Origin of the sequence: Peptostreptococcus sp. MV1, from assembly GCF_000758885.1 — a bacterium.
In the GTDB taxonomy this organism is placed as follows: Bacteria; Bacillota; Clostridia; order Peptostreptococcales; family Peptostreptococcaceae; genus Peptostreptococcus.
The window spans coordinates 22,817-40,166 of record NZ_JRNB01000065.1; the positions used below are offsets into that span (position 1 = coordinate 22,817).

Here is a 17,350-nt window from a genome sequence, read left to right on the forward strand (position 1 = left end):
AAATTTTTTCCACTTATCTAGGTCTCTTTTGTATTAATCCTCTTCTCCATAGTCTATAACCTCCATAACAGAAGCCTCCACAGCAGCCTTTATTAGGCCTTCTACATCCAACTTGGATTCTGACTTTTCTATACGCTCTAGCCTTGGCTTAGTCACTGGCTTTTTTGGTGAAAATAGGGCACAGCAGTCAGTTTCTGGTATAATAGATGTCTCATATGTTCCTATTTCTTCAGCCAACTTAATGATATCCACCTTGTCCATGGCAATCAAGGGCCTAAATATAGGAAGAGATACCGCTGCATTTGTACAAACTATACCCTGCATGGTCTGAGATGCAACCTGACCTATACTTTCACCTGTAATCAAGGCATCACAATATCTTGATTTTCCTATTTCCTCTGCTATCCTCATCATAAATCTCCTAGATAGGATAGTAGTCTCCTCTTCATTACACCTCTCAGCTATGGCCTTTTGTATATCGAGTATATTCACCATATGCAACTTTATAGGTCCACAGTACTTTGATAGGATCCTAGCTAGGTCTATTACCTTTTCCTGAGACCTCTCATTAGTAAATGGATAAGAATGGAAGTGTACAGCCTCTATATCTACTCCCCTCTTGGCAACCAACCAAGAAGCAACCGGGCTATCTATACCACCTGACAAAAGTGTAATTGCCTTGCCATTTGTTCCCAGTGGTAAACCACCATAGGCGGCAACTGCATCAGTATATACTAGGATATGTTCCTTCCTATATTCACAAGTAATTGTAAGTTCGGGATTTCTAACGTCAACCTTGATATCAGGATTGTTTAGGTTGCTCAGTACATAGCCACCAATATCTATGCTCATCTCCTGAGAAGTCAGCCTAAAGGACTTGTCCCCCCTCTTTGATGCTATTTTGAAAGTCTTGGCACCCTGGGCTACCTTCTCCTTTAGCATATACAGGGCTGTTTCCTTTAGAAGGTCATAGTCATGGTCTCTCTTTATAGCCGGACACACGCCAACCACTCCAAATACCTTCCTCACTTCATTTATCACTGCTTCATAATTGCTGTCGTCTACATCTATGTAGATTCTTCCGTATTCCTTGTATACGTTGAACTTGCCCATTGGCTTTAGCATATTTCTAATATTTCTTATTAGCTTGTTTTCAAATATATACCTGTTCTTGCCCTTTACGCCTATTTCACCGTACTTGGCTATCAAAATATTGTACATTTATCTATCTCCTATTCTTCTTTGCAAAAAACCTGATCATTTCTACGTGCTTTTGTAGCTTTTCAACTACATAGTCCATCTCTTCCTTCGTATTGTCCTCTGACAAGCTAAACCTTATAGTTCCATCAATCTGTGCAGGACTTAGGCCTATAGCATTTAAGACGTGACTACCCTTCTTCTTGGCTGAGCAGGCAGACCCTGTAGATACGCATATGCCCTCATCATCTAGATAGTGGAGCAAGACTTCCCCCTTTACATTGTCAAAGCTTATATTTAGTATATGGCATACTCCCCTAAGTATATCAGTATTTAGCTTGATACCGTCTATCTTCTGTGAAATCCTCATATATAGGTAGTCCCTATTTTCCCTGATTTTATCTATATTAGAATCAAGGTCATCAAAAAGTATTTCCACAGCCTTACCTAATCCGTATATGCCCGGCACATTTTCAGTACCAGACCTCAGGTCAAATTCTTGTCCTCCACCTCTTAGAAGGGGTTTGAACCTGTTGACATCCCTTATATACATAAAGCCTATCCCTTTAGGTCCATGTATCTTGTGGCCACTGACTGTCATAAAGTCAGCACCTATATCCTTCATTTTGAAATTTATCTTACCATAGGCCTGGACAGCATCTACATGGAAAAATACCTGGTCATATCTAGATACTATCTCACCAATCTGCTGGACTGGCTCAATAGCTCCCAATTCGTTATTTACATACATAATACTGACTAGGCAGGTCCTGTCTGTTATGGCCTTTTCTAGCTCATCTACGTCTACTAGGCCTGTTTCATCTACACCTAAGACCGTCACCTCAAAGCCTTCCTCTTCCAAGGCCCTGACAGTATTCACAACTGCTGGATGCTCAATTGATGAGGTTATGATATGGTTTCTTCTCCTCTTGTTGAGCCTTGCCACACTAGCTATAATGGCATTGTTGCCTTCAGTTCCTCCCGATGTAAATATTATAGATTTATCTTCAACTCCAATTGTATTTGCTATATTCTCTCTTATCTTCTTTATCTTTTTTTCAACCAAAAATCCCTTCCTGTAGGCAGATGATGGATTGGCAAAATCATCCCTAAGGGCCTTGCACATTTCATCTACTACTTGATTATAGGGTTTTGTCGTTGCGCTGTTGTCTAGATATACCTCCATAAAATCAACTCCTTTTCAAACCTTAATTATATCATATCTTGAGCTATTATATATATTTTTTCATATTCTTATTATAAATCATAATTATAATGTAAAATCTAAAAACAGTAAATATTAAAACTATATTTTTTATATCTTTTTAACATTTACTATCTTAATCAATTTTATTAAAAGCCGTACTCAAATATTGCATTAAAATAGTTGTAATTTAAATACCATTTTTGTATACTTAGTATGTAAAGGAGATGTTTACTTTGTCTAGTTTTATTTTCGCCCTAAACTCCACCCTACCAGTCTTTCTAGTCATACTAGTGGGCAAGTTTTTAATGAGGGTGGGTGTAATAAATGAGGAGTGGACCAAGATTTCTGACAGGATGGCCTTTAAGTATGCCCTGCCCGTAGTCCTCTTCCTAGATATAGCCAAGATGGATATTAAGAAGGATATGGATATGCGCTTTATTCTCTTTTGCATGATATCGACCACTGTCATGTTCTTTTTGATGTATATAATCAGCCGTGTATGTCTCAAGGACAAGACAATGGTGGGTTCTTTTGCCCAGGGGTCTGTAAGGGGTAGCGCCGCCATACTGGGTATACCATTTGTGACAAATATATATGGTGATGCTGGCATGATACCACTCATGATACTAGCTGCTGTTCCCTTGTTCAATGCCTATTCGGTCATTATACTGACCATATCATCCAAGAAGTTCCTGGCAGGCTCCAAGACAAGGATTCAGTACAGACAGATCATAAAGTCCATCTTTAAAAATCCCCTGATAAGGGGTATCCTGATAGGTTTTCCATTTTGTATATTAGGAATTGAAATACCTCCTATCTTGGACAAGAGTTTGAACTCTATAGGAGCCATGGCAGTACCCTTGATGCTAATATCAATAGGGGCCGACTTCAAGATGAGCGACCTGACTGCCAAATTCAAGCTGTCAGCTATAGCAACTACCATCAAGTTGGTGATACTACCACTAGCTGTACTTCCTATAGCTATCTATATGGGATTTAGAGATTCATCCCTAGTGGCCCTACTAGTCATGCTAGGGGCACCGTCAGCAGTATCTGGCTATGTCATGTCAAAGGCCATGGACAACGACCACATCCTTATGTCTAACATAGTAGTCATGACCACCCTATTCTCATCAGTAACCTTCACCTTCTGGATATTCATCCTTAGGTACAAGGGTTTGATATAGGAATATAAATTCATACAGGAGGAAGTAATTTGTTAATTTTTGCAATTGAAATAGTCGGAACAATAGCTTTTGCCGTATCGGGTTCGGCGCTGGCCATCAAAAAGCAAATGGACCTACTCGGGGTAATCGTTTTAGGACTCACCACTGCCATAGGTGGTGGTATTATTAGGGATGTCATAATAGGTGCCATTCCACCCTCTAGTATCCAACACACAATATATGCCAAGGTTTCTATAGCTACATCATTGCTAGTCTTTCTAGTGGCCTATATCTACCGTAATAGGACCATCAAGTATGAATTCAAGCTTGTCTACAACAACCTCTTATTGGTATCGGACTCCATAGGTCTAGGCCTATTCACAGTGGTAGGTATCAATTCAGCCTACCACAAGTTGGATTCACCTGGCTTTTTCCTCCTAGTCCTAGTAGGTGTAGTCACAGGTGTCGGCGGAGGTTTGGTCAGAGATATAATGGCGGGTGACAAACCCTACATCTTTATCAGGCACATATATGCATCAGCCTCTATACTAGGTGCTGTGTCTTGTATATATCTGTGGGATATCACAGGCAAAAATATAGCCATGTTGTTTGGAACAGCAGTTGTCTTTCTTATAAGGTTTTTAGCAGCTCGCTTCAAGCTTGACCTACCAAAAATTCAGGGAAGTAATTTTAAATAGAAAGGAATATGCATGATAAATAGAAACGAATATAATAAAATACCATCAAAAGCACGCTATAGCATGATAGTCGGCAATATAATCGGACTTGCTATAGCTTTCATTATCCTAGTATCAGTCTGGAAGATACTCAATATCTTCCCCATTCCAAGGCCAGTATTTTTCTGGTACAAGTGCCTTGGAGGTCTGATTATAGGATATCTTGTCCTCTTGCTAGTCTTAGAGCCTAGTCTTGGTTACAAGAGGCACCTCTACAGGATTAACGATGAGAGTATCGATATAATCAAGGGAATTTTTTTCATAGACCACACCATAATACCTATTCGCAGGATGCAGCAGGTAGATATCAGTGTCGGTCCAATCAACAAGCTATTCGGCCTAGCAGACATCAGTATTACAACTGCTGGTGGTGTAGCTGCGATAGAATATTTACCTTCAGACCAGGCAGACATGCTAGCAGAAAAACTTAAAAAAGAAATTAACGAAAGGGTGATATAGTATGAAGTTTAGAAACCACCCTATAATTATGCTAAAGCCTCTACTAGCTGTAATTGGTTTTATCATTTGGTTTATAATACTTGCCTTGGAGGACATAGTAAAGGGTAAGATTAGCCTCAATAAAATATGGACTAGTATGTCAAGACTCTTAACTAGGGATAAGCTGGCCTATTTTCAAAAAGATAGGACCTTTTCTATCATTTTTATTGCAGTGCTTGCTATGGTCATCCTGTCATTAATTAGGGCCTTTTTAAAGTGGAAGAACTCCTATATAAATCTTGGTGAAAATTCCTTATTTTATAGGAGACAGGGTCTCTTTATCAAGGTCCACAAGGAAGTCAACTTCGCCAATATAGCTAATATCAATATTAGTTCTGGAATTTTATATAATATACTGGGTATGAGCATTTTGACTATAGATATAGACTCTTCTGCAACCGCCAATGAGTTTGACTACAAGATGTATCTTTCCAAGAAAAATGCAGTTTTAGTACGTGACTGGGTCCTAGATCCTAACAAGAGGTTTGTGGAATTGGAAGCAGAAGGGAAGAAGTGTGAGACTAAGATTGATAATTTTCAGAAAGAGAGTTCAGAAAATAGTATTAGTATAAAAGAAAGTATAGAAAATAGCACTGGTATAGAAGAAAGCCTAGAAAATAGTAGTGATATAGGTGATAAAAAAATCTCCCCAACCAGCTATAGGTTTACGGCCAAAGATTCTATAGGTCACTTTTTCCTAGACATAAGCACTTTTAATATAGCCCTAATATTAGGAGCAATAGGAGCCCTTGTAAATGGACATTTCACCCTGTTTACCCTAGTCAATCTAGGTCTTATTAAATCCTTTTTTAATAGGATTGACGGACTCTATCACCTGACAGTCAAGAGGTATCCAGATCACCTACATATAGAGTACGGTCTTTTCAACCTCAAAGACTTCACCATTCCTATAGAAAATATATCATCTGTAGGCTGCCACAAGTCAATCTTTGCAAGGATATTTTGCTACAAGTGCCTGACTCTGGATGCTATAGGCTATGGCAATGAGGACAATGAAAACAGGCTCTTATCCCTATATATGAAGGACCATGCTATCAGGTCTTTTATGGACCAAGTCATACCTGAATTTTCACTGGATGAGGAAGCTAGTGAAGATGACTTCATATCTAGGCCTAGACATTTAGTCAAGTACTACGCCCCCCTATACACAGGTATTTTTATGACAATATTTATCTTGATAGCTATACCTCTAGGTAGATACTGGATAGGGCTGTTAGGACTTCCTCTTGCCATATTGGCTAGCCTTTATAAGATAGTGGGGCGTAAGATAAGGCTTACAGACAAGGAACTCACAATAAAAAAAGGCTTATTTTCATCACAGACCCTTGTTATACCTCTTGCTCATATAGATATGATAAGCATAGATAAAAATCCAATCTACAAAAAACTAGGTGTAGAATCACTTACAATATATAAGCGGGACCCAAAAACGGGTAAAACAACAGAAGATACTGGACCATATCCTCTTGGCATATTCGACCAACTGGTCGGCTACTATAGCAGGGGTGAAATAAAAAATTAATAAATACAAAAAGATAGTGCCAAGGTCATTCCTCTAGCACTATCTTTTCTATTTGTCAAACCTAGACTCATACAAAGTCCATTTCGCTACTATTTAGTTTTTATTGGACTTAGAATCACAAGAGCTACAAGCACATCCACAATCACTTTCATGACCACAGTTACAAGCTCCCTTTTTCTTTATTCTCTTGATAGCAAAACCTACTGCTACCGCTATTACTGCCAATACTACTAGTGTTGACACCATTGAAGTATTTTTCATGTCCACACTTCCTTTCAAAAAATACACTACTAGTTATTTTCTGATACAGCCCTCTTGGCCTCAACCTTATCAAACTTAGGTTTTCTAAACATAGCATAGATCATAGCAACTAAAACTACAACTGCTACACCTGTCCATATTGTTGGAGCTGCACCCATTACTAGTACATTACCAAACTGGTATACCATTAGGGCGATTGCATATGCAAAGCATAACTGGTAGGCTATAGCGAACCAAGTCCACTTAGCACTATTCATTTCTTCCCTAAGAGCACCGACTGCTGCGAAACAAGGTACGCATAACTGGTTGAATAACATAAAGCTTAGGGCAGATACACTTGTAAATATAGTAGCTGCATAGCCTATTACTCCTGCGTCATCAGCGCCAACTTCACCTAGACCTGCAACAACACCCAATGTACCTACTACTACTTCCTTGGCTACTAGACCTGTAGCTGTAGCAACTGTCGCTGCCCAGTTACCAAAGCCTAGAGGGCTAAAGATTGGAGCAAAAGTCCTACCTATAGCTTCAAGAATTGAATGACTGTCCTCAGAGAATTCAACAAATTCAAAGCTAGTAGATATATTCTCTAAGAACCAGATTACTACTGTCGCAACCAGGATTATAGTACCGGCCTTTACTATGAAGGCCTTAACCCTATCCCATACTGTTCTTAGTACATTTGTAACTAGAGGCCTATGGTATTCCGGTAACTCCATTACAAATGGGGCTGGATCTCCTGCAAACTGCTTAGTCTTCTTTAACATTAAACCTGAAATTATTACGGCCATTATACCTGAGAAGTAGCAAACTGGGGCAAACCACCAGCCCTTGCTACCTGCAAATATTGAAGCTGCAAATAGGGCTATTATCTCTGTCTTGGCACCACATGGCATAAAAGAAGCAACCATGATAGTCATCCTTCTATCATTGTCATTTTCTATAGTCCTAGTAGCCATGATACCTGGAACTGAACAACCTGTACCTATAAGGATAGGTATAAATGACTTACCTGATAGACCAAACTTACGGAAAATCCTGTCAAGTATAAAGGCAATTCTTGACATATAGCCTATATCTTCAAGGATTGCCATAAATAGATATAGTGTTGCTATGATTGGTAGGAAGCCAAGAACGGCACCAACACCACCTATGATACCATCAACAACCAAGCTGTTTACCCAAGGAGCAACTCCGGCACCCTCTAGCATGCTTCCTACATTACCACCTATTATTTCTCCAAAGAATACATCATTTACCCAGTCAGTAACTGGACCACCGACAACTGTAACTGCAACATAATATATAAGGAACATCAGACCTGCAAATATCGGTAGAGCTAAAACTCTATTTGTGACATACTTGTCTATCTTGTCGCTGGCAGTCAATCCTATTCTTCCCTTAACTACTGTCTTGTCTACAACATCTGTTATATATGTATAACGTGCATCCGTGATGATACCCTCACCGTCATCATCAAAGTCAGCTTCGGCCTTTGCTATAATTTCATCTATATTGCTTCTCTCAACAGAAGATAATTCCAATTTTTCTGTAGCCTTCTTGTCCTTTTCAAACAACTTAACTGCATACCATCTCTTGTATTCAGAATTTAATAGACATGCTGCACTTGCCTCTATATCTGATAATACCTTTTCAAGCTTTTCATCAAAAGTCTTAACTACTTCGTGCTTTCTTCCAGCTACCTGCTTGGCAACCTCGATTACCTTGTCTATATTCTTACCTCTAAGGGCAGATATTTCAACTACTGGATAGCCAAATTCCTGACTTAGCTTATCAGTGTTAATTTTATCTCCATTTTTTTCAACTACATCCATCATGTTTAAGACTATTACCATTGGTATACCTATTTCTGATAGCTGTGTTGTCAAATAAAGGTTTCTTTCTATATTAGATGCATCTACAACATCGACGATTACGTCTGGCTTTTCATTTATCAAATACTCTCTACTTACTACTTCTTCCAAAGTGTATGGTGACAAAGAATATATACCTGGCAAGTCAGTTATCTTCACTTCCTTGTCCTTCTTATATGCACCACCCTTTTTTTCAACTGTTACACCTGGCCAGTTACCAACATACTGGTTAGAACCTGTCAAGGCATTGAACAAAGTTGATTTACCACAATTGGGATTTCCCGCTAAGGCAATTGTTATACTCATTTTATTCCCCTTTCCATTTTTTAAAATACTATACGTTTATTTCTTCAATTTCGACACACTCTGCATCTTCTTTTCTAAGTGATAGTTCATAGCCCCTTACCCTAATCTGAACTGGATCACCAAGTGGTGCTACCTTCCTGACATAAATTTCAGCATTCTTAGATAGTCCCATATCCATAATCCTTCTCTTTAAAGGACCAACGCCATGTATTTTCTTGATTACATAGCTCTTGCCTACCACGGCCTCTCTTAGTGTTGTCATAATACTCCTCCTACCTTATAATAATAATTTGTTTTTACTTTTGATATCGATAGTATATATCATCAATATAGCGTAAAAACGAACAATAGGGTATAAGCATATCGCTCATTATACTTTTAACTACATTTTATACAGGTATCACCATAATCTTCCTAGCCAAATCAGGTCCAATACCTACCCTACTGTCTTTAATGTTTATTATAATATTGCCGGCATTTTCAGCCACAACTGTCACGTTGGCATCAACAACAAATCCCATATTAGCTAGCTGCTTTTTCTGGTCGCCGTCAATCTTAATTTTGACAATTTTCATTGGTACGCCAATCGGCGCTATAGATAAATTCATAGTAATTCCTTCTCCCCTAACTGTGATTAAAAGTATTGTATTGCTTGTAAAAATGTTTACACAAACCTATTTATTCCTACAATTTAGTATAAAACATTCACCAGGATATGTCAATATGATATGATACTTTTTATCGCTTGATGAAGCGATTCATACTAAAGCCTTAACCGCTATTATTAGCAACCTTATTTATGATTTTCAAATAAAATTTCAGTTAAAATCCCCTTAAATTTATAATATAAATAACCTTTATAGTTGGTGTACTTAAAAGTAAAAATACTTATCATATTAATATAATTCTCTACAAAGCTTTAAGTGCCTTATTTAGACAAGTTTCATTTAATTTGCAAAGCATATTTATTTAATATATAATCTAGTAAATAGCTAATATATCATATTATATTTTAATCTACTTTTAAAACCAGTATTTATATTTTATGGTTAGGAGGAAATCTTATGAAGAAGTATTCTTTTATCAAAAAATTTTCGTTTTTCTCGTTTTTATTTCTTTTATGTGTGGGGCTTGTAGGCTGTGGTAAGACACCAACAAAGTTCGACGGCAAATGGAATGCTATCTATTGCCAAAGTATGAGCGTGGACATACCAGTTGAAAAAGCCTTCGCTGGAGGCATGAGCTTTGAAATCGACGGTTCGGAAAAGGCAGTGATGAAGGTTGGCGAGAAGAGCGGCAATGTTACATGGGAAGAAAAAGACGGAAAGTTTATCCTTGATATTGATGGAGAAAAGGCTACAGGTATACCGGGCAAAGATTTTATAAAATTCGAAAAAATACTAGGCCAGCCATTAACAGTCATATTTGCCAAGGAAGGTAGCCAGGCAGACAACTATGTCAACTATATGCCTGAAGAAGAAAAGAACTTACTTGGTAAGTGGGTATCTGAAAGTGTAACAGATATTATAGGAAATCCTACTAATAAAATTTCTAACCCTAAGGGAGCCCTTGAGCTAGAAATCAGTGTTGATAAGACCGGAAAGAAGATTGCCAATATTAAGTACAATGGCAAGGAATACAAGAATATCGACTGGACATATGGAATTAAGATGGTTAATATAGATATTGACAAGGACAAGCTGTCAATAATGGCAAGTCCTGATAAGGATAAGCTAAAGATTTCCTTGAATGACAATGGGGAATACTTCAATTTCACAAGTAGCCTATCAAAGTAATTCTATAAAAGTCAAGCAGCATCTCTGATGAATTTTTCTCTCCTAGATGCTGCTTACTTTTTATAGTCTATATACTCTAAATTACAGTTTTATCATTTTCTGGACTTTGACAATACCCAAGAGCTTACTGAACTAGGGTATCTATAATTTCCTTTTGTATATTTATTATATTGTCCTTGCTTAAAAATACCTGTAATTTCAAATTATCACTGACTACACTGGCCTTCCTTATATTGATATTAGGAACGTTCAACTTTATATAAATTCTATTATCTATAATCTTCATATTGCCGTAGCCACTTTCCTTGAGCTTTAACATGACTCTAGATATCATTTTTTTTGACATCTTAATCTTGCCTAGTTTTGCAGATTCTACGGTAAAAACCAAGTCATTACCAGCATTTGTTAGGCTAGACTCTAGATCAACCTGACTCTCCCATATCCAAATTTTCAGAGGATAACTAACCAGTATTCTGTCATCTTTCAATCTGTAAGATGCCTCTTGCAATTCTGCATTCCCATTATGAGACATACCATATTTCAACAGTTTCTTAAAATTATAATTGTCAATTTTTATTTCAGAAACTAACTTGCCCTTATCTATACTAGCATTTCTAAAAACCTTCTTGTTATAGGAGTCTATATCAACGTTATCGGATACATTCCACAACCTTTCATCATTCTTCAATCTGTCACTTGGTTTTAAAAAATAAGTCAATACTCCCATTATTATAGCTATCAATACTAGCAAACCAATTAAAATCTTTATTATCTTTTTCATGCCTTCCCCTCCATGCTCCTATTATACCACAGTAATTATAGCAAATGAGACATATATATAAAAAAAGAAGTCACCAGTAAAACTAGTGACTTCCAAATATTCAATTGTAATTCTTATATTGTTTAATGGCTCTATTTAATAGCCCTTTTATGTATTTTGAAATTTATAAGATACTAATCTTTTTTATATTTTAGTACCAACCTCTAAGCTTCATAGCAGTAGCAACTCTCTTTACAGAATGCATGTAAGCAGATTCTCTCATAGTTACTCCGTATTCTTCCTTTATAGCCCATAGAGCTTCGAAAGCCTTAACCATAGCTTCGTCTTCCTTCTGTTCTACTTCAGCTTCTGACCAGTAGTATCCGTATAGGTTCTGTACCCATTCGAAGTAAGAAACTGTAACACCACCAGCATTAGTTAGGATGTCTGGAGTAAGAATGATACCCTTCTTAGCAAGAACTTCGTCACCTTCTGGAGTTGTAGGACCGTTAGCAGCTTCACAAACTAGCTTAGCCTGGATCTTTTCAGCAACTTCTGCAGTTATAGCATTTTCAAGAGCAGCTGGAACAACAACGTCTACCTGAGATGCCCAGAATTCGTCCATAGATATCATCTTAGCACCTGGGAAATCAACTAGGTTACCCTTTTCAGCTCTGTAATCCCACATAGCCTGGAAATCTAGTCCGTCTTCTTTGTATATAGCGTATGGTCCAACTTCCTTAGCCCATTCAGCAAGAGCAACAACTGTTCCGCCTAGCTTCTGGATGTTCTTAACAGTGAAGGCACCAACGTTACCAAATCCCTGTACAGCAACCTTAGCCTGCTTTAGGTCTATACCCATCTTCTTAGCAGCTTCTCTAACTGTAACAGCAACACCGTATCCAGTAGCTTCATTTCTACCTAGAGATCCACCGAATTCAACTGGCTTACCAGTTAATACACCTATAGAAGAAACTCCTACTAATTTATTATATTCGTCTACCATCCAAGACATTATCTTACCATTTGTATTTACGTCTGGAGCTGGAACGTCAACTTTTTCACCGATTAACTTGTAGATACCATCGATGTATCCTCTAGAAAGTCTTTCTAATTCACCTTCAGATAGTTCAGATGGATCAACTATGATACCACCCTTACCACCACCGTAAGGAATACCAGTTACTGAGCACTTGAATGTCATCCATATAGAAAGTGCCTTAACTTCTTCTATAGATACGTTTGGATGGAATCTGATACCACCCTTAGTTGGTCCTACTGCATCGTTATGCTGAGATCTATATCCCTTGAAAACCTTTATAGAACCATCATCCATCTTAACTGGGATGTTAACTTCGATAACTCTTCTTGGTTCCTTTAATAGTTCATAAACCTGTGGTTCCATTCCTAACTTGTCACAAGCGTTCTTAACCTGAGCCTGTGCCATTTCAAATACATTTGCCATTTGTAAGCCTCCTTAAATTTAAGATACTCTAAATTTTATTATTTTTTCGCAGAAAAACGCAATTTAAGCACGAAAAATGATTTAAAAATCACTTTCCTCTCCTGAAGAAACATTTTCCTGACCCTAATAGAATTATAACACATGTAGGTGGAATAGTGTATAATAATTTAAATTTTAACAATATTTTTTATTTCAGAAAAATATTGTTACATAGCAAAAAACTCAGTGTAAACACTGAGTTTGAAATCTTAATTATCTCTCGCTATTATTCTGGCTGAGGAGCATCAACTGGACAAACACCAGCACATGATCCACAATCGATACAAGCTGAAGCATCTATAGAATAGATATCTCCATCAGATATACAAGATACTGGACATTCAGCTGCACAAGCACCACAAGCTATACAAGAATCTTTAATTACGTATGCCATTTTTATTTCCTCCTAATTAATTATATTTTATCGATAAATTTATTATAACAAACTCCTAGTATTTTTGCAATTGATTTTTTCAAAAAAATAAAACTTTTTTTATAACCTTATTTGTCATTAGTATAATAATATTTTTAATTTTATAGTTTTATGATTATATCAAAACTTCATCTTAATTGAGAATTATACATCTTCAATTATATACTTTCACTATCAATTATAATTAAGTTTCATATCCTGTTTATCTTTTAGTCATATTTATACTATAACTGAAAAATTTACAGGTGGATACAAAAAAGATATAGGACCAAAGCATAAAGCAATATCCTATATCTCAATAATCTATGACTAACTAGGGGTAAAATTTAATCAAATTCTAGTTTCCTTCATTTTCCTTCATCAGGTAAGAAAGAGTAAACAAACTCTCTGTCAAGTTTACATTTTCTACTATGATGTTGCTCGGAACCTCAAGATCTATTGGGGCAAAATTCCAAATACCCTTTATGCCAGCACCAACTAACTTGTCAGCTACACCCTGAGCACCATTTTTAGGTATACATACTATAGCTATATCTACATTGTTTTCCCTAACAAAATCTTCTAAGTGGTCTGAATCCATTATTTCGAAGTCTCTAATCTTCAAACCTATCATCTTCGGATTGGCATCAAATACGGCAATAGTTTCAAATCCAGCATTTCTAAAGCCAGTATAATTAGTCAAGGCCTGACCCAAGTTACCAGCACCTATCAAGATAGCACGGTATTTTCTATCTAGACCAAGAATCTTGCCAATTTCCTTGTGAAGGGCTTCTACATTATAGCCATATCCTTGCTGACCAAATCCACCAAAGTTATTAAGGTCCTGCCTAATCTGAGAGGCAGTAAATCCAATTATCTCACTCAACTCTTTTGAAGATATTCTCTGTACATCTCTTGACAGCAAGTCAGCCAAATACCTGTAATACTTAGGTAATCTTCTGATTACGGCCATTGAAATATTTTTATTTCCCATTCCAGTCCTCCTGTATCCTATATTTTATAATATCATAAAGCAACATTCTTGTTAAAAAAAACGTCAACTCTACCAATTTACACTATTATAATATATATTATACCTTATTTTCGATAAATTTAAAACACTTTTATCCCAATATTTGTTCCCATTTTTCGTATAATTTAGCCAAACGTTTTTCTAGGTCACTTTTTTCCTGATTGACCTCTTTAGAGCGTTCTGGACTGGTGTAGACCTCTTCCTGACAAAGCATATAATCTAGTCCACCTATTTGTTTTTCAGTAAGTTCTATTTCTGATTCTATATCTTTTATAACCTTTTTTGCCTTATTTTCAATCTGTCTAAGCTCTTTTTCACGCCTTTTTTCTTCCTTTAGTTGGGTCTTTGTCTTACTGGTTTGCTTATCCATATCTACCAGCTGACTTTTTTCAAACTCCTGCCTCTTCTTATTTTGGTAATATTCGTAATTGCCCAAATATTCTTCCACTCCATCCGGTTTAAGTACCATGATTCTGTCTACTACTGTGTTAAGGAAATATCTATCATGTGATATGGTAAGTAGGGTCCCTTCATATTCTTTTAGGGCCTCTTCCAGAACTTCTTTGGAATCTATATCCAAGTGGTTAGTAGGCTCATCCAGTAGCAAGAGGTTTGACTTTGATAGGATAAGCTTTAATATAGCTATTCTCGCCCTCTCTCCACCACTCAGAGTCTTTATACCCTTGAATACATCTTCACCTTCAAACAAAAAGGCTCCCAACAAGCCTCTTACCTCCGTCTGAGTCATATGTGGATTATCGTTCCATACCTCGTCTATTATGGTATTTTCCAGATTCAAGGACTTTTGTTCCTGGTGGAAGTAGGCTATATCTACACCTTGACCTACCTTATAGGAACCCTTATCTTGCCCCTCATCACCCATTATAATCTTAAAAAGGGTTGACTTGCCGACTCCATTAGGTCCTATTAGTGCTACCTTTTCTCCCCTATATAAGTTAAAATCTACATCCTTAAATAGTTTTCTATCTCCATAAGACTTGGCCAGCCCTTCTACTTCTAAAACATCATTTCCGCTTTGATGCCTTAATACAAAATTAAATCTAGCCTTTTTTCTAAGTTCTGCAGGTTTTTCAATCCTATCAACCTTGTCAAGCATTTTTTCCTTGCTCCTGGCCCTCTTTAGGTGTTTTTCCCTACCATAGGCCTTGAGCCTCTCTATTGATTCTTCCTGCTTTTTTATTTCTCTTTGCTGATTTTCATACTGTCTCAACCTTATTTCCCTGTTGACCCTAGCCTGTTTCTGATAGTCCGTATAATTCCCATTATAACTAGTAAGGTGCTTGTTCTCCATCTCGAAAATCCTATTTACAGACTGGTCCAAAAAGTACCTATCATGGGATATGATCATTATAGTTCCCTCATAGGCCCTCAAAAAGCTCTCCAACCATTCTATGGCATCTGCATCTAGATGGTTGGTCGGTTCGTCTAGCAGAAGAAGGGATGGCTTGCTCAAAAGGAGCTTGGCTAGTAGGACTCTGGTCTTTTCTCCACCCGACAATACATTTACAGTCTTATCCATTTCTTCATCGCTAAAGCCTAAACCTTTTAGGGTTCCCTTGACTATGCTCTTATAGGCATAACCATTTTTTTCCTCAAAATCTTCATATTTTTTTCCATACAGGTCCATGACCTTCTTTAACTGATCGCCTGATGCACAATCCCTGTCGGATAAATTAGCTATCTGGTGTTCCAAGTTTCTTAATTCTTCCTCGGCTACTATCAGGTCAGAAAATACTGAAACGACTTCATCATATATGGTCTTTTCCGAGTAAAAGTTGGTATTCTGTTCTAGGTAGCCTAACCTACAATTTTTTGCAGTAAAAATCTCCCCACTATCATAGGAAAATATACCAGTTATTACCTTAAATAGGGTCGTCTTACCCGTACCATTTACACCAACTATACCTATCTTGTCCCCCTCGTTTACCGAGAAAGAAATATCCTCTAGTATAGTCTCCACCCCAAAAGACTTGGAGACATTGTTGCACGACAACATTATCATAGATCCACCCCCTAAACCTGATCAATCTTCAAATTAGGGACTGCATTTAGGTCCATGCTGTCTCTTTTGCCAGCCAGATACCTATAGTAACCTGCGCAGGCTATCATGGCTGCATTGTCTGTGCAAAGTACCAATGGTGGATACTTCAGGTCTAGGCATGCCTTGTGACACAAGTCTGCCATCTGACTCCTCAGACCAGAATTTGACGCCACTCCTCCTGACAGGGTTATAGTCTTGTAGCCCTTGTCCATGCAAGCCTTTATGGCCTTGTTGGTCAATACGTCTACCACAGCCGCCTGAAAAGACGCACATACATCCTCTGGAACTATATCTATATTTTTCATTTTCATGGAATTCAAGTAGTTTAGGACAGAAGACTTTAGACCGCTAAAACTAAAGTCATACCCGTCATCATGGATACAGGCCCTAGGAAAATCTATAGCCCCAGGATTACCCTGCTTGGCCAACCTATCCACTATTGGACCACCTGGATAACCCAGACCCATGGCCCTAGAAACCTTGTCAAAGGCCTCTCCAGAGGCATCATCCTTGGTCTTGCCCAATATTTCATAGCTACCGTAGTCCTTGACCTCCACCAGGTGGGTATGACCACCGGACACTATTAGGGTAATAAATGGTGGTTTCAAATCCTTGTGTTCTATATAATTGGCAGACAGGTGACCCTCGATATGGTTTACTCCAACTAGGGGTATACCCAGAGTAAAGGCAAGGGCCTTGGCATAGGATAGGCCTACCAATAGGGCTCCAACCAAACCAGGTCCATGAGTAACTGCTATATGGTCTATATCTGAAAAGGTCATACCTGCAGTGTCTAGAGCCTCCTGAACTACTAAATCTATATTTTCAATGTGCTTTCTAGATGCCACTTCTGGCACCACTCCACCAAACTTTTTATGTATTTCTATCTGAGTAGATATGATGTTTGCAAGAACCTCCCTGCCATTCCTAGTAATGGCACAGGCCGTCTCATCACAGCTACTCTCTATGGCTAACGTTATAATATCACTCACTT

At 37.7% G+C, this 17,350-nt stretch carries 17 protein-coding genes; 5 read left to right on the plus strand and 12 right to left on the minus strand.

Features of this window, described 5'->3' with window-relative positions; all coding sequences use genetic code 11:
* Nucleotides 1–33 precede the first annotated feature (33 nt).
* Nucleotides 34–1,221, minus strand: coding sequence for a tRNA uracil 4-sulfurtransferase ThiI (thiI, locus tag HMPREF1639_RS04830; RefSeq protein WP_036763960.1), 1,188 nt, complete (start codon nt 1,219–1,221; stop codon nt 34–36).
* 4 nt (nt 1,222–1,225) lie between these two features.
* Nucleotides 1,226–2,383: a cysteine desulfurase family protein gene (locus HMPREF1639_RS04835; protein ID WP_036763964.1), complete on the minus strand. Its 1,158-nt coding sequence runs from the start codon at nt 2,381–2,383 to the stop codon at nt 1,226–1,228.
* Between the two features lie 245 nt (nt 2,384–2,628).
* On the opposite strand from HMPREF1639_RS04835, the gene HMPREF1639_RS04840 reads away from it, so the two are divergent.
* Genes HMPREF1639_RS04840 through HMPREF1639_RS04855 form a run of 4 tightly spaced genes read left to right on the plus strand, consistent with a single transcriptional unit; the run spans nt 2,629 to nt 6,348 of the window.
* The gene (locus HMPREF1639_RS04840) at nt 2,629–3,591 is read left to right on the plus strand and encodes an AEC family transporter (protein WP_242847283.1); all 963 of its coding nucleotides are present in this window, start codon (nt 2,629–2,631) and stop codon (nt 3,589–3,591) included.
* A 29-nt stretch (nt 3,592–3,620) separates the two neighbouring features.
* Entirely contained in the window at nt 3,621–4,268 is a 648-nt protein-coding gene (locus HMPREF1639_RS04845; RefSeq protein WP_036763969.1) for a trimeric intracellular cation channel family protein, read from the plus strand.
* A 12-nt stretch (nt 4,269–4,280) separates the two neighbouring features.
* Nucleotides 4,281–4,766 (plus strand): PH domain-containing protein, encoded by a 486-nt coding sequence (locus HMPREF1639_RS04850; RefSeq protein WP_036763970.1) that lies wholly within the window; start codon nt 4,281–4,283, stop codon nt 4,764–4,766.
* A 1-nt stretch (nt 4,767) separates the two neighbouring features.
* Nucleotides 4,768–6,348: a PH domain-containing protein gene (locus HMPREF1639_RS04855; RefSeq protein WP_036763973.1), complete on the plus strand. Its 1,581-nt coding sequence runs from the start codon at nt 4,768–4,770 to the stop codon at nt 6,346–6,348.
* 93 nt (nt 6,349–6,441) lie between these two features.
* Here HMPREF1639_RS04855 and HMPREF1639_RS09245 read toward each other — a convergent pair whose 3' ends face one another.
* From HMPREF1639_RS09245 to HMPREF1639_RS04870, 4 genes are all read right to left on the minus strand, one after another.
* Entirely contained in the window at nt 6,442–6,609 is a 168-nt protein-coding gene (locus HMPREF1639_RS09245; RefSeq protein ID WP_156955951.1) for a hypothetical protein, read from the minus strand.
* A 29-nt stretch (nt 6,610–6,638) separates the two neighbouring features.
* The gene (gene feoB / locus HMPREF1639_RS04860) at nt 6,639–8,789 is read right to left on the minus strand and encodes a ferrous iron transport protein B (protein WP_036763974.1); all 2,151 of its coding nucleotides are present in this window, start codon (nt 8,787–8,789) and stop codon (nt 6,639–6,641) included.
* Nucleotides 8,790–8,817: 28 nt separating this feature from the next.
* Nucleotides 8,818–9,051: a FeoA family protein gene (locus HMPREF1639_RS04865; protein ID WP_036763976.1), complete on the minus strand. Its 234-nt coding sequence runs from the start codon at nt 9,049–9,051 to the stop codon at nt 8,818–8,820.
* A gap of 127 nt (nt 9,052–9,178) precedes the next feature.
* Nucleotides 9,179–9,397 carry a FeoA family protein gene (locus HMPREF1639_RS04870; protein ID WP_036763979.1) on the minus strand — a complete coding sequence of 73 codons (219 nt, stop codon included), beginning with the start codon at nt 9,395–9,397 and terminating at the stop codon, nt 9,179–9,181.
* A gap of 456 nt (nt 9,398–9,853) precedes the next feature.
* Here HMPREF1639_RS04870 and HMPREF1639_RS04875 point away from each other — a divergent pair, with 456 nt between their 5' ends.
* On the plus strand, nt 9,854–10,585 hold the full coding sequence (locus HMPREF1639_RS04875) for a hypothetical protein (protein WP_036763982.1): 732 nt from the start codon (nt 9,854–9,856) through the stop codon (nt 10,583–10,585).
* Nucleotides 10,586–10,709: 124 nt separating this feature from the next.
* On the opposite strand, the gene HMPREF1639_RS04880 is transcribed toward HMPREF1639_RS04875, so the two are convergent.
* The 6 genes from HMPREF1639_RS04880 to tsaD form a co-directional block, all read right to left on the minus strand.
* The gene (locus HMPREF1639_RS04880) at nt 10,710–11,366 is read right to left on the minus strand and encodes a hypothetical protein (RefSeq protein WP_036763983.1); all 657 of its coding nucleotides are present in this window, start codon (nt 11,364–11,366) and stop codon (nt 10,710–10,712) included.
* Between the two features lie 190 nt (nt 11,367–11,556).
* Entirely contained in the window at nt 11,557–12,810 is a 1,254-nt protein-coding gene (gene gluD, locus HMPREF1639_RS04885) for an NAD-specific glutamate dehydrogenase (RefSeq protein WP_036763985.1), read from the minus strand.
* 265 nt (nt 12,811–13,075) lie between these two features.
* A complete protein-coding gene (locus HMPREF1639_RS04890) occupies nt 13,076–13,243 on the minus strand; it encodes a DUF362 domain-containing protein (protein WP_004167102.1) in 168 nt (55 codons plus the stop codon).
* Between the two features lie 376 nt (nt 13,244–13,619).
* Nucleotides 13,620–14,255 (minus strand): redox-sensing transcriptional repressor Rex, encoded by a 636-nt coding sequence (locus tag HMPREF1639_RS04895; protein WP_036763987.1) that lies wholly within the window; start codon nt 14,253–14,255, stop codon nt 13,620–13,622.
* 130 nt (nt 14,256–14,385) lie between these two features.
* Nucleotides 14,386–16,317 (minus strand): ribosomal protection-like ABC-F family protein, encoded by a 1,932-nt coding sequence (gene abc-f / locus HMPREF1639_RS04900; protein ID WP_036763989.1) that lies wholly within the window; start codon nt 16,315–16,317, stop codon nt 14,386–14,388.
* 11 nt (nt 16,318–16,328) lie between these two features.
* Complete coding sequence (gene tsaD / locus HMPREF1639_RS04905) at nt 16,329–17,348, minus strand: tRNA (adenosine(37)-N6)-threonylcarbamoyltransferase complex transferase subunit TsaD (protein ID WP_036763991.1); 1,020 nt, start codon at nt 17,346–17,348, stop codon at nt 16,329–16,331.
* Nucleotides 17,349–17,350 lie beyond the last annotated feature (2 nt).